Genomic DNA, 13,453 nt, shown 5'->3' on the forward strand with positions numbered 1-13,453 from the left:
GCGGCGGCCCGGCCATGAAAATGCGCAAATTCGCGGATTTCCTGGGAAAAGCCTGTTCAAAACCCTTGGCAAAATTGGCGCTTCCGGCGCCGGTAGGCTATAAAATTGCATCTGATTCTGAACAACGATCGTGACCGAAATTGACAGAACAAACGACACCCGGCGGAAAGAACCCTCCTGGCATTGAGCCGATTTCCATCATCGAGGAAATGCAGCGGTCCTATCTCGATTACGCCATGAGCGTGATCGTGTCCCGTGCGCTGCCGGACGTGCGCGACGGTCTCAAGCCCGTGCACCGGCGTATCCTCTACTCGATGAGCGAGATGGGCGTCGACTGGAACAAGAAGTACGTGAAGTCGGCCCGCGTCACCGGTGACGTGATGGGTAAATACCATCCGCACGGCGACTCGGCGATCTATGACGCCCTGGCGCGCATGGCGCAGGACTGGTCGCTCCGCCTGCCGCTGATCGACGGCCAGGGAAACTTCGGCTCCATCGACGGCGACCCGCCGGCAGCGCAGCGCTACACGGAATGCCGCCTGGAAAAGGCCGCCCATTCGCTGCTCGACGATCTCGACAAGGAGACCGTCAACTTCCGCGACAACTACGACGGCACGATGAGCGAGCCGGTCGTGGTGCCCGCGAAATTCCCGAATCTGCTGGTCAACGGCGCGGGTGGCATTGCCGTCGGCATGGCGACGAACATTCCGCCGCACAACCTTTCGGAAGTGATCAACGGCTGCATCGCGCTGATCGACAATCCCGCGATCGATCTCATCGAGCTGATGCAGCATATTCCGGGCCCGGATTTTCCGACCGGCGCGCTGATCCTCGGCCGTTCCGGCATCCGCCAGGCCTATGAGACCGGCCGCGGTTCCGTCGTCATGCGGGGCCGCGCCACCATCGAACCGATGCGCGGCGACCGCGAGCAGATCATCATCACCGAGGTTCCCTTCCAGGTGAACAAGGCGACGATGATCGAGAAGATGGCCGAGCTGGTGCGCGACAAGCGCATCGAGGGCATTTCCGATCTTCGCGACGAGTCCGACCGCGACGGCTACCGCGTCGTCATCGAGCTGAAGCGCGACGCCAATGCCGACGTCATCCTGAACCAGCTTTACCGCTACACGCCGCTGCAGACCTCCTTCGGCTGCAACATGGTGGCGCTCAATGGCGGCAAGCCGGAGCAGATGACGCTGCTGGACATGCTGCGCGCCTTCGTCGCCTTCCGCGAGGAAGTCGTCAGCCGCCGCACGAAGTACCTGCTGCGCAAGGCGCGCGACCGCGCCCATGTCTTGGTGGGCCTCGCAATCGCGGTCGCCAATATCGACGAGGTCATCGCGCTCATCCGTAGCGCGCCCGATCCGCAGACGGCGCGCGAGCAGCTGATGGAGCGCCGCTGGCCGGCCAAGGACGTCGAGGCGCTGATCCGCCTCATCGACGACCCGCGCCACCGCATCAATGAGGACCTGACCTACAATCTCTCGGAGGAACAGGCCCGCGCGATCCTCGAACTGCGTCTTGCCCGCCTGACGGCGCTCGGCCGCGACGAAATCGACGAGGAGCTCAACAAGATCGGCGAGGAGATCAAGGATTACCTCGACATCCTGTCGTCGCGCCTGCGCATCATGACGATCGTCAAGGACGAGCTCGGTGCCATCAGGGACGAGTTCGGCACGCCGCGCCGCACGGAGATCACCGAAGGTGGTCCCGACATGGACGACGAGGACCTGATCGCCCGCGAGGACATGGTGGTCACCGTCTCGCATGCCGGCTACGTCAAGCGCGTGCCGCTGGCGACCTATCGCGCCCAGCGCCGCGGTGGCAAGGGCCGCTCCGGCATGGCCATGAAGGACGAGGATTTCGCAACCCGCCTGTTCGTCGCCAATACGCACACGCCGGTGCTGTTCTTCTCCTCGCGTGGCATCGTCTACAAGGAGAAGGTCTGGCGCCTGCCGATCGGCACGCCGCAGTCCAAGGGCAAGGCGCTGATCAACATGCTGCCGATCGAGCCCGGCGAGCGCATCACCACCATCATGCCGCTGCCGGAGGACGAGACGACGTGGGAAAACCTCGACGTCATGTTCTCGACGACACGCGGAACGGTGCGTCGCAACAAGCTTTCCGACTTCGTCCAGGTCAACCGCAACGGCAAGATCGCGATGAAGCTCGAGGAGGACGGCGACGAGATCCTCAATGTCGAGACCTGCACGGATCGTGACGACGTCTTGCTGACGACGGCGCTCGGCCAGTGCATCCGCTTCCCGGTCGATGATGTGCGTGTCTTCGCCGGCCGCAATTCGGTCGGCGTGCGCGGCATCAATCTGGGCGCCGGCGACCGCATCATCTCGATGACGATCGTCAGCCATGTCGATGCCGAGCCGTGGGAACGGGCCGCCTATCTCAAGCGGTCCGCCGCCGAGCGGCGCGCAAGCGGTGCGGATGAAGAGGAAATCGCACTGGTGGGCGAGGATGTCGGCGAAGTCGGCGACCTCTCGGAAGAGCGCTACCAGGAACTCAAGGCGCTCGAGCAGTTCGTGCTGACGGTGTCGCAGCGTGGCTTCGGCAAGCGGTCGTCCTCCTACGACTTCCGCACCTCCGGCCGCGGCGGCAAGGGTATCCGCGCAACGGACACCTCCAAGACCAGCGAAATCGGCGAACTCGTCGCCGCCTTCCCGGTCGAGGAAACGGACCAGCTGATGCTCGTCTCCGACGGTGGCCAGCTGATCCGCGTGCCGGTCAACGGTATCCGTATCGCCAGCCGCGCCACGAAGGGCGTCACGATCTTCTCGACCGCGAAGGACGAGAAGGTTGTCTCCGTGGAGCGCATCAGCGAGCCGGAAGGCGATGACGAGATCGAGGGCGAGGGCGAGGCCGCCGTCGTGGATGGCGAGATCGACGCCGGTCATGAAGGCGAGGGCGAGGCGTAAGCCTCGCCGGAGAAGCCCAGCAAACGTGAAAAAGCCGGACGGGCAGGGAACGACCGTCCGGCTTTTCAATGTTGGCGGGCGGCCTGGAGGGAAGCCACCCGCACTAACGGCGGCAAAGGGGCGCTAGACGCCGAAGCCGCCTGCTTCCGTTTTCAGCCTGGTTTTCTTCAGGGCCGCGCGATCTCGTTTCAGATCAAGAATTGTCCGGGCGAAGTCCACGACGAAAACCGCGCTGATGAAGAGCGTGGAAATGATGGTAAGCAAAGCCATGATCACATACTCGCTCACCGCAGCCATTTCCCGCGACCGGCACCTTCAGCGGCAGCCGGGCGATCCTCTTCGCGAAGGGCATTGAAAGCCGCAACGCTGAGCGCGATGAACATTGCCATGCAAAGTAGAGCAAGTGCCATCTTGGTGTTCCTTTCCGTTCTAAGGAAACGCAATGCTTCATTCACTTCATTCGGTCGGTAAAATGCCCCGCAACGACTTTTGTTCCCGGCCTTATGCTGTCATTTAGACATGGCCCGCCTGAAATGACCTTGAACGGTTCATTCATGTGCTGTTCATGATCGCCGCAGGGGATAGGCGCGGGTGCGTCAGGCCGTGCCCTTGCAGATCACCGCTGTCCGTGACAAAAGGCGGGCAAACGGGACCTCGCCGATGACAGTCGCCTTCTATCCTGGCTCTTTCGATCCGTTCACCAACGGCCACGTCGACGTTCTCGTGCAGGCGTTGAACGTGGCGTCCAGGGTCATCGTCGCGATCGGCGTCCATCCCGGCAAGACGCCGCTTTTTTCCTTTGACGAGCGCGCCGACCTCATTGGCCAGTCGATCGCCGGTGTACTGCCTGAACGGGCAGGGGATGTCAGCGTCGTCTCCTTCTCCAATCTCGTGGTGGATGCCGCGCGCGCACACGGCGCGCGTCTCTTGATCCGCGGCCTGCGCGACGGGACGGATTTTGATTACGAGATGCAGATGGCCGGCATGAACCGGCAGATGGCGCCGGATATCCAGACGGTGTTTCTGCCGGCCGGCGCTGCTTCGCGGCCCATTACCGCCACATTGGTCCGTCAGATCGCGGCCATGGGCGGCGATGTCAGTGCTTTCGTTCCGGCGCCCGTCCTTGCGGCCCTCAAGGCCCGCCAGAAGGGCTGAGCCCATTATCCTGAACCCATCAAGGGAGCTATCATGAACATTCTCCGCACCGCCTTCGCAGGCGCCTTGTTCCTGGCGACGGCAACCGGCGCCTTCGTGGCCCAGGCTGCCGATTTCATCACGATCCAGCTCAAGGACGGCCCCGTCGTCATCGAGTTGAACGACAAGGCGCCGAAGCACGCCGAGCGCATCAAGGCGCTTGCTGCGGCCGGCGAATACGACAACGTCGCCTTCCATCGTGTGATCGACGGCTTCATGGCCCAGACGGGTGACGTGCAGTATGGCGACATGGAGAACGGCTATCAGCCGCAGGCAGCCGGCACGGGCGGCTCCAGCCAGCCGGATCTGCCGGCCGAGTTCTCGGACATCCCGTTCGAGCGCGGTACCGTCGGCATGGCGCGCGCGCAGGATCCGAATTCCGCCAACTCGCAGTTCTTCATCATGTTCGCGCCCGGCGACTTCCTGAACGGCCAGTACACGGTCGTTGGCAAGGTTGTCTCTGGCATGGAGAATGTCGACAAGATCAAGCGCGGCGACGACGCCAACAACGGCTCCGTCAGCGACCCCGACCGCATGATCAAGGTCACCGTCGGCAAGTAACGCCATTTTTTGATGAGGTGCCTGTTGTAATCCCGAAGGAAGAACACACCTCTGGGGCAGGCTTTTAAAGGAGAGAGACCATGGCCGAGATCAAGGATCCGGAAAACACCATCATCATGGAAACCACGAAGGGCAAGGTGGTCATCCAGCTGCTTCCGGATCTCGCACCGGGCCACGTGGCACGCATCAAGGAACTGACGCGCGAAGGCGCCTATGACGGCGTCGTCTTCCATCGCGTGATCGAGGACTTCATGGCCCAGACGGGCGACGTGCAGTACGGCAAGACCGGCGGCGCGGACTTCAATCCGTCGCGCGCCGGCATGGGCGGCTCCGACAAGCCGGACCTCAAGGCCGAGTTCTCCAATATGAGCCATGTGCGCGGCACCTGCTCGATGGCCCGCAGCCAGATGCCGAACTCCGCCAACTCGCAGTTCTTCATCTGCTTCACCGACGCACCCTGGCTGAACAAGCAGTATTCCGTGTGGGGCCAGGTCATCGAAGGCATGGACAACATTGATAAGATCAAGCGCGGAGAGCCGGTGCGCGATCCCGATACCATCGTTTCGATGAAGGTTGCCGCCGACGTAGCGGCCTGATAGAAACCGATCGTTTTCGACCGCGCCCGCCCCGGCGGGCGCGGTTTTGTTTGTTTTCTTTTCAAGGACCGGCGATATGGCTGCTTTCCTCTGGGCGTTGCTCGGCATCGCGGCCGGCGCGTGCATCGCAATTCAGGCCCCGATCAACGCCATGCTCGGACGTGGTCTCGGCATGCCGGTCGCGGCCGCCTGCGTGTCATTCCTGTCGGGTGCCGCCATCCTCGCCCTTGTCGTTCTGCTGACCTCTTCTTTTGAAGGGCGCTCGCCGGATTGGCGCGGCCCGGACCTCTGGCTCTATATCGCCGGCGGCGCGCTGGGCACGGTCTATGTCACGACCGCGATCTTTCTCACGCCGCGCATCGGTGCTGCCGCTGTCATGGCCTTTGCCGTTTCCGGCCAGCTTCTCGCCGGCATCCTGCTCGACCGCATCGGTTTTCTCGGCATGGCCGTTCGCGAAATCTCCGTCGGGCGCATCGGCGGCGCCGTCCTGCTCGTCGCGGGCGCCCTTATGATCCGCTTCCTCTGAGAAAACCATGCGCGTCGACCTTTTCGATTTCGACCTGCCGGAAGAAAACATCGCGTTGCGCCCCGTGACCCCGCGCGAGGCGGCAAAGCTGCTCGTGGTGCGTCCGGGCACGGAGACACCCTACGAGGATTTCACCGTCGGGGATCTGCCGTCGCTGCTCCGGGCAGGGGATGCGCTTGTCTTCAACGATACGCGCGTCATTCCCGCTCAACTGGAAGGCATCCGCCATCGGGAAGGAGCGGGCGGGCAGGCGGTGTCGGCGACACTGCACATGCGCATAGCCGGCGATCGCTGGAAGGCCTTCGCCAAGCCCGGCAAGCGCATCAAGCCGGGCGACCGCATCGCCTTCGGCACGCTCTGGGCGACCGTGGAAAACAAGGGCGAGGGCGGTGAGGTCACGCTGCATTTCGATGCCTCCGGTCCCGAACTCGACCGCGCCATCGCGATCGTCGGCCATATCCCCCTGCCGCCCTATATCGCCTCCAAGCGCGCCGAAGACGAGGCGGACCGCAAGGATTACCAGACGATCTATGCCCGCGAAGAGGGCGCCGTCGCCGCGCCCACCGCCGGCCTGCACTTCACCGACGCGCTGTTCGAGAAGCTCGATGCGCTCGGCGTCATCAGGCATTTCGTGACGTTGCATGTGGGCGCCGGCACCTTCCTGCCGGTCAAGGCCGACGACACGACCGAGCATGTCATGCACGAGGAGATCGGCTATGTCTCCGAGGAAACCGCCGCCTCGCTGAATGCCGTGAAGGCGAGGGGCGGCCGCATCGTCTCCGTCGGCACGACCTCGCTACGCCTTCTGGAAAGTGCCGCCGACGAGGACGGCACGATCAAGCCATGGTCCGGCGCGACGGGTATTTTCATCACGCCCGGCTACCGCTTCCGCACGACCGATATCCTGATGACGAACTTTCATCTGCCGAAGTCGACGCTGTTCATGCTCGTTTCGGCCTTTTCCGGCCTGGAGACGATGCGCGGCGCCTATGCGCATGCCATTTCGTCCGGCTACCGCTTCTATTCCTACGGCGATTCCAGCCTGCTTTTCCGGGACCACGCATGACCGAAACCTTCCAGTTCAAGCTTCTCGCCACGGATGGCAAGGCCCGTCGCGGCGAGGTCTCGATGCCGCGCGGCACCATTCGCACGCCCGCCTTCATGCCCGTCGGCACGGTCGGCACGGTCAAGGCGATGTATCTGGACCAGGTCCGCGAGCTTGGCGCGGATATCATTCTCGGCAACACCTATCACCTGATGCTGCGGCCCGGGCCTGAGCGCGTCGCGCGCCTGGGCGGCCTGCATGAGCTCATCCGCTGGCCGCACCCGATCCTCACCGATTCGGGCGGCTTCCAGGTCATGTCGCTCTCGGGCCTGCGCAAGCTCGACGAGCAGGGTGTGACCTTCAAGAGCCATGTGGACGGCGCGCTGCATCACATGTCGCCGGAACGCTCCATCGAAATCCAGGGCCTGCTCGACAGCGATATCCAGATGCAGCTCGACGAATGCGTGGCGCTGCCGGCATCGCCCACGGAGATCGAGCGCGCCATGGAAATGTCATTGCGCTGGGCCGAGCGCTGCAAGGCGGCCTTCGGCGACCAGCCCGGCAAGGCGATGTTCGGCATCGTGCAGGGCGGCGATATCCCGCATCTGCGCGTGCGCTCTGCGCAGGCGCTCGCCGGGCTGGATCTCAAGGGCTATGCCATCGGCGGCCTTGCGGTGGGCGAACCGCAGGAGGTCATGCTCGACATGATCGACACGACCATTCCGCACATGCCCTTTGATAAGCCGCGTTACCTGATGGGCGTCGGCACGCCAGACGACATGCTGAAATCCGTCGCCCGCGGCATCGATATGTTCGACTGCGTGATGCCGACCCGGTCGGGCCGCCACGGCCTGGCCTTCACCCGGCGCGGCCGCATCAACCTGCGCAATGCCCGCCATGCCGAGGACATGCGTCCGCTGGATGAGGAATCGAACTGCCCGGCAGCCCGCGATTACTCGCGCGCTTATCTGCATCATCTGATCCGCGCCAACGAATCCCTCGGCGGCATGCTGCTGACGTGGAACAATCTGTCCTATTACCAGGACCTGATGGCCGGCATCCGCAAGGCGATCGAGGAGGGCCGTTTCGCCGACTTCATGGCGGAGACGCAGGAAAATTGGGCGAGGGGCGATCTCGCCCCGCTCTGACCGCTCGCACGTTCAGATTTCAGGCCCCGGCGCCGTGCGCACCATATGCACGCCATTGATCCTGTAGCTGCCATCCGGCTGCCGCAGGAGTTGATAGAGTGCCGTCCAGTCCTTTCCGTCGAGCCCGGATATCAACACCTCCTGCACCACCATGTCGCCAACGATCTTCGAGCGGCCAAAGGCGAAGTTGCCGGCGCGATAGACCGGCGTGTAGCTCTTTCTGACCATGTCGAAGAACGCGTCTTCGGTCGCGAATTTTTCGCGGATGGCCGGTGAGGCGAAGGCATAGGCGGTTGCCGCATCGTCAGCCAGGAACGCGGCGATCTGACGTTCGATAATATCCTGGACGGTGTCCAGAGGCTCGGCCGCGCCAGCCACAGACGGCAAGGCCGCCACGAACAATGCACTGAGGGATATGGCGGCAGCACGTTTCATGGCACGCTCCTCACTCTGATCGTCGGTTAGAATAGCGTGTTTTCGTGCAGAACGCATGCTTATCGAGCTGCCACCCCACTTACGGCATTCTCATATATTTTATTGTTTTCTTTCATATATATATCACCGTATTTTAATGTTGCTTACTTGGGGCAAGTTTATAAATTTGTGCGTTGCGTTTGTCAGCCGCGCCTGCGCGTGAGAGAAGTGGTCAATGCTGGGCGAGCTCATTTTCAGTTTCAGAGCGCCACGGCAAGAGCAGGAGGTCAGACCATGCAACGGTTCACAGGTGGTTGTCTCTGCGGTGCCGTTCGCATCGAGGCGGCGGGGCCGCCGTATCGCGTCGGCCTGTGTCATTGCATGGATTGCCGCAAGCACCATGGCGCGCTTTTCCATGCCTCGGCGATCTTCCCGGACAATGCGGTCACGGTGCACGGAGAGACGCGGGACTATCAAAGCCGCTTCTTCTGTCCGCGTTGCGGTTCCTCCGTATTCTCCCGCAGCGACGACGAGATCGAGGTGAACCTCGGCGCGCTCGACGCGCCCGACCAGTTGGTACCGACCTACGAACTCTGGACCATCCGCCGGGAATCCTGGCTTCCGCCGTTTCCAATCAAGAAGCTCTACGAGCGCGACCGGGAGAATGAGGGACGTTTCGAGGACGGCGATTGAGGAACTGGGGGGCTACATATTTAGATCAGATAAGATAGATTATGGAACTAATCATCGGACGAAATTCGCCAAAGACGCTGGAAAACCGGTTTCCGCCTTGACCCGGAACCTCTCCCAGCCTTAAGCGAAACGGCAGACGGAACCAACAGCGAAAGCCTTGCTCATGAGCGATTTGCGCATTCTCTCCGACGCCTACATTCCGGAACTGCCGAACCGCTACAATGGCAAGGTTCGCGAGAATTATGACCTGCCGGATGGTCGCCGCATCATCATCGCGACGGACCGGCTCAGCGCTTTCGACGTTATCCTGACCGCCATTCCTTTCAAGGGCCAAGTCCTGACCCAGACGGCGCGCTACTGGTTCGAGGAAACCGCCGACATCTGCCCGAACCACGTCCAGTCCTATCCGGATCCGAATGTGGTGATCGGCACGCGGCTCGATATCCTGCCGGTCGAGATCGTGGTGCGCGGCTATCTGGCCGGCACGACCAGCACGTCGATCCTGACCAAGTATCGCAAGGGCGAGCGCGAAATGTACGGCATCACGCTGCCGGATGGCCTCAGGGACAACGAAAAGCTTCCCGAGCCGATCATCACGCCCACCAGCAAGGCTTTCGACGGCGGCCATGACGAACCGCTGTCGGGCGAAGAAATCCTCGCCCAGGGCCTGCTGACGCCGGAACAGTGGGAAACGGTGTCGCGCTATGCGCTGGCACTCTTCGCACGCGGACAGGCGCGCGCAGCCGAACGCGGGCTGATCCTCGTCGATACCAAGTACGAATTCGGGACGGACAAGGACGACCGCATCGTGCTGGCGGACGAGATCCATACGCCGGATTCCAGCCGTTACTGGATTGCCGACAGCTACGAGAGAAGTTTTGCCGCCGGCGGGCGTCCGGCGAGCTTCGACAAAGATTTCGTGCGCGCCTGGGTCACCGAGCGCTGCGATCCCTACAAGGATCCGATTCCGGAAATCCCGCGCGACCTGGTCGAGCAGACCTCCAAGGTCTACATCCAGGCCTTTGAACAGATTACGGGAAAGACGTTCGTTCCCGATCTTTCCGAGGATACGGTGCTCCACCGAATCCGCAAGAATCTGGCGCCTTACTTCACCTGATCGCCGGCCAGCGTGATTTCGAAGCGCAGCCCGTCATAGGCGGGCTCCACGTGATCCGGCGTTTCCCGCTGCACGGTATCGTAATCGAGCGGCACGTGCATATGGGTCAGGATCGCGCGGGACGGCTTCAATCGCTCGATCCACTCCAGCGCCTGGCTGATTGAGAGATGGCTCGAGTGATAGCGATACTGGAGCGCGTCGATGATCAGCACGTCGAGGCCGTGCAGACGCGGAAGGGTTTCCTCGGGGAAATCGCTGACATCGGAGCAGTAGGCCACATCGCCGATGCGAAAGCCCAGCGAATGGATCTGGCCATGCACCTGAAGGTGAGGCTGGAACGTCATGGCGCCCCCTCGCCCGTGGATCGTCACCGGCGCGTCTTTCGGCTCGATCAGGTTCTCCGTGATGATCGGCGGATACATGCTGCCGGCGGGTGTCTTGAGACAGTAGCCGAAGCCTTCGCGAATGCGCTCCATGGTCGGCTCGTCGGCCCAGATCGGCACCTGACGGTGGTTCTGCAGCACGAAACCCCTGATGTCATCGATGCCGTGGATATGATCGGCATGGGGATGCGTATAAAGAACGGCATCGATCTCGGCGACGCCGGCTGCGATCATCTGGGTGCGAAAATCCGGCCCCGTATCGATGACGACCGTCGTGACCCCATCCGGCCCGAACTGCTCCACCAGGAAGGACGCGCGCGTTCGCCGGTTCTTCGGATTTTGCGGATCGCAGGCACCCCAATCACCGGTGATGCGCGGCACGCCGGGCGACGAACCGCAGCCGAGTATGGTAAAGCGCCGCCGATAGACCACGGCTACACCCGCGGCATCTTCGAGAAGATGCGGAAGGCGTTCTCGGTGGTCATGCGCGCGATGTCCTCGGTGCTCACGCCGATGGTCTCGGCCAGCACAGCCGCCGTGTGCGCGACATAGGCCGGCTCGTTGCGCTTGCCGCGGAACGGTTTCGGCGCAAGGTAGGGCGCATCGGTCTCCACCAGCATGCGCTCCGGCGGCACGGTTTTGGCGATCTCGCGCAGCTCCTCCGACTTTGGGAACGTCAGGATGCCGGAAAAGGAGATATAGCCGCCGAGTTCCACGCCGGTACGGGCGAGATCCGGCCCGGAGGAAAAGCAGTGCAACAGGAAGGGGAAGGCGCCCTTCCCCGTTTCCTCCGTCAGGATCGCCGCCATGTCGTCGTCCGCCGAGCGGCTGTGGATGACGAGCGGCAGGCCGGTTTCCCGGGCGGCGGCAATGTGGTTGCGCAGGCCGATCGCCTGCGCGTCACGCGGCGCGTTGTCGTAGAAATAGTCGAGACCCGCCTCGCCGATCGCCACCACGCGCGGATGTCGGGACAAGGCCACGAGTTCCGCGACGGTGATATCCAGCTCCTCGTCCGCATTGTGCGGATGCGTGCCGACCGAGCAGAACACGCTCGGATAGGTCTCGGCGATCGCCAGTATGTCCGGAAACTTCCGCACCCGTGTGGAGATGGTGATCATCTGCTTCACGCCGGCCGCGTGCGCACGCGCGACGATATCGTCGCGCTCCGCCGCGAAGTCCGGAAAGTCCAGATGGCAGTGGGTGTCGATCAGCATGACGACCTTACGCCTCGGGCGCCACGTAGCGCGGGAAGACCGGTGCGGGCGCTTCCAGCGGCGTGCCGCTGACAAGGCGGCCTGCGGCGCCCAGTGCTGCGAAATCCCGCTTGTCTGCGCCCGCGCCGACGAGATCCAGCAGCTTGCCGCCCGATTCCGGCATGAAGGGCTGAAGCAGGATGGCGATCTGGCGCACGACTTCCGCCGTCACGTAAAGCACGGTGCCCATGCGGACTGGATCGGTCTTCTTGAGCGCCCAGGGCGCCTCGCCCGCGAAATAACGGTCGGCCTCGGACACGACGGCGATGATCGCGGCGAGCGCCTTGTGGATCTGCTGCTTGCCCATGTCCTCGCGCGTGATCGCATGCAGCGCGTCGACGGAGGCCAGCATCGCACGGTCGGCATCCGTCAATTCACCGCATTCGGGTATCTTGCCGTCGCAGTTCTTGACGATCATCGACAGCGAACGGCTGGCCAGATTGCCGATGCCGTTGGCGAGATCCGAGTTGATGCGGGTCGCGATGCCCTCCTCGCTATAGCTTCCATCCTGGCCGAAGGAGACTTCGCGCAGGAAGAAGTAGCGGATCGGATCGAGGCCGAAATGGCTGACAAGGTTGACCGGATCCACGACGTTGCCGAGCGACTTCGACATCTTCTCGCCCTTGTTGAGCAGGAAGCCATGCGCGAAGACCCGTTCCGGCAGGGGCAGGCCCGCCGACATCAGGAAGGCCGGCCAGTAGACGGCGTGGAAGCGGATGATGTCCTTGCCGATGATGTGGATATTCGCTGGCCAGTACTTTGCGCGCGGTCCCTCGGGATCGGTCAGGTAGCCGGTTGCGGTGATGTAGTTGGTCAGCGCATCCACCCAGACATACATCACATGATCCGGATCGCCCGGAACCGGAATGCCCCAGTCGAAGGTCGTGCGCGAGACCGACAGGTCCTTGAGACCGGACTTGACGAAGGAGACGACTTCGTTACGGCGCTCGGCCGGGCCGATGAAATCGGGGTTGTCCTCATAGTGTTTCAGGAGCTTGTCCTGATAGGCCGAGAGCTTGAAGAAGTAGCTCTCCTCCTCCACCCATTCGACAGGTGTGCCTTGCGGGCCGTAGCGAACGCCGTCGTCGCGCTTCTCGGTCTCGCTCTCCTGGTAATAGGCTTCGTCGCGGACGGAATACCATCCGGCATAACCGCCCTTGTAGATGTCGCCACTGGCCTCCATCCGGCGCCAGATCTCGGCGCAGGCTTCGTAATGGCGCTGTTCCGTGGTGCGGATAAAGTCGTCGTTCGATGCATTAAGAAGAACGGCCATATCCTTGAATTCTTTCGAATTCCGATCGGCCAATTCCCGCGGCGCAATGCCTTCCTTCCGCGCGGTCTGCTGCATCTTCTGGCCGTGCTCGTCCGTGCCCGTCAGAAAGAAGACATCGCGTCCGTCCAGCCGCTGGTAGCGCGCCATCGCATCCGTGGCGATCAGTTCATAGGCATGGCCGATATGCGGCTTGCCGTTCGGATAGGAAATGGCGGTCGTGATGTAGAAGCGGGACGTGTCGGTCATGAAAGCTACGTTCTGTTTTCGGTTGTGCGTTGCCGCAAGGTATTAGACCATGCCGCCGCAGAGGGAAACAGCAA

At 62.6% G+C, this 13,453-nt stretch carries 14 protein-coding genes; 9 read left to right on the forward strand and 5 right to left on the reverse strand.

Going from position 1 to position 13,453, the window contains the following annotated elements; genetic code table 11:
• Positions 1-140: 140 nt before the first annotated feature.
• Positions 141-2,930 (forward strand): DNA gyrase subunit A, encoded by a 2,790-nt coding sequence (gene gyrA, locus B5M41_RS13020; RefSeq protein ID WP_230640080.1) that lies wholly within the window; start codon positions 141-143, stop codon positions 2,928-2,930.
• A 123-nt stretch (positions 2,931-3,053) separates the two neighbouring features.
• Here gyrA and B5M41_RS13025 read toward each other — a convergent pair whose 3' ends face one another.
• On the reverse strand, positions 3,054-3,218 hold the full coding sequence (locus B5M41_RS13025) for a hypothetical protein (protein WP_167719054.1): 165 nt from the start codon (positions 3,216-3,218) through the stop codon (positions 3,054-3,056).
• Positions 3,219-3,590: 372 nt separating this feature from the next.
• Here B5M41_RS13025 and coaD point away from each other — a divergent pair, with 372 nt between their 5' ends.
• From coaD to tgt, 6 genes are all read left to right on the forward strand, one after another.
• On the forward strand, positions 3,591-4,085 hold the full coding sequence (gene coaD, locus B5M41_RS13030) for a pantetheine-phosphate adenylyltransferase (protein WP_134649200.1): 495 nt from the start codon (positions 3,591-3,593) through the stop codon (positions 4,083-4,085).
• A gap of 33 nt (positions 4,086-4,118) precedes the next feature.
• On the forward strand, positions 4,119-4,685 hold the full coding sequence (locus B5M41_RS13035) for a peptidylprolyl isomerase (protein WP_134649199.1): 567 nt from the start codon (positions 4,119-4,121) through the stop codon (positions 4,683-4,685).
• An 80-nt stretch (positions 4,686-4,765) separates the two neighbouring features.
• Complete coding sequence (locus B5M41_RS13040; protein ID WP_134649198.1) at positions 4,766-5,281, forward strand: peptidylprolyl isomerase; 516 nt, start codon at positions 4,766-4,768, stop codon at positions 5,279-5,281.
• Positions 5,282-5,357: 76 nt separating this feature from the next.
• A complete protein-coding gene (locus B5M41_RS13045; RefSeq protein ID WP_134649197.1) occupies positions 5,358-5,807 on the forward strand; it encodes a DMT family transporter in 450 nt (149 codons plus the stop codon).
• Positions 5,808-5,814: 7 nt separating this feature from the next.
• On the forward strand, positions 5,815-6,873 hold the full coding sequence (gene queA, locus B5M41_RS13050) for a tRNA preQ1(34) S-adenosylmethionine ribosyltransferase-isomerase QueA (RefSeq protein ID WP_134649196.1): 1,059 nt from the start codon (positions 5,815-5,817) through the stop codon (positions 6,871-6,873).
• On the forward strand, positions 6,870-8,000 hold the full coding sequence (gene tgt / locus B5M41_RS13055; RefSeq protein WP_134649195.1) for a tRNA guanosine(34) transglycosylase Tgt: 1,131 nt from the start codon (positions 6,870-6,872) through the stop codon (positions 7,998-8,000). The genes queA and tgt overlap by 4 nt, the downstream gene beginning before the upstream one ends.
• Positions 8,001-8,012: 12 nt before the next feature.
• Here the strand turns inward: tgt and B5M41_RS13060 are convergent, their stop codons facing one another.
• Positions 8,013-8,435: a DUF4864 domain-containing protein gene (locus B5M41_RS13060; RefSeq protein ID WP_134649194.1), complete on the reverse strand. Its 423-nt coding sequence runs from the start codon at positions 8,433-8,435 to the stop codon at positions 8,013-8,015.
• A gap of 273 nt (positions 8,436-8,708) precedes the next feature.
• On the opposite strand from B5M41_RS13060, the gene B5M41_RS13065 reads away from it, so the two are divergent.
• Positions 8,709-9,107 carry a GFA family protein gene (locus tag B5M41_RS13065; protein WP_134649193.1) on the forward strand — a complete coding sequence of 133 codons (399 nt, stop codon included), beginning with the start codon at positions 8,709-8,711 and terminating at the stop codon, positions 9,105-9,107.
• Positions 9,108-9,279: 172 nt separating this feature from the next.
• Positions 9,280-10,224, forward strand: coding sequence for a phosphoribosylaminoimidazolesuccinocarboxamide synthase (locus B5M41_RS13070; RefSeq protein ID WP_134649247.1), 945 nt, complete (start codon positions 9,280-9,282; stop codon positions 10,222-10,224).
• On the opposite strand, the gene B5M41_RS13075 is transcribed toward B5M41_RS13070, so the two are convergent.
• From B5M41_RS13075 to metG, 3 genes are read right to left on the reverse strand one after another with little or no spacing between them, the layout of a single operon-like run.
• Positions 10,212-11,039: an MBL fold metallo-hydrolase gene (locus tag B5M41_RS13075; protein WP_134649192.1), complete on the reverse strand. Its 828-nt coding sequence runs from the start codon at positions 11,037-11,039 to the stop codon at positions 10,212-10,214. The genes B5M41_RS13070 and B5M41_RS13075 overlap by 13 nt on opposite strands.
• Before the next feature lie 2 nt (positions 11,040-11,041).
• Entirely contained in the window at positions 11,042-11,821 is a 780-nt protein-coding gene (locus tag B5M41_RS13080) for a TatD family hydrolase (protein WP_134649191.1), read from the reverse strand.
• A gap of 7 nt (positions 11,822-11,828) precedes the next feature.
• Complete coding sequence (gene metG, locus B5M41_RS13085) at positions 11,829-13,379, reverse strand: methionine--tRNA ligase (protein WP_134649190.1); 1,551 nt, start codon at positions 13,377-13,379, stop codon at positions 11,829-11,831.
• Positions 13,380-13,453 lie beyond the last annotated feature (74 nt).

The organism is Shinella sumterensis (genome assembly GCF_004514425.2).
GTDB classification, from domain to species: domain Bacteria; phylum Pseudomonadota; class Alphaproteobacteria; order Rhizobiales; family Rhizobiaceae; genus Shinella; species Shinella sumterensis.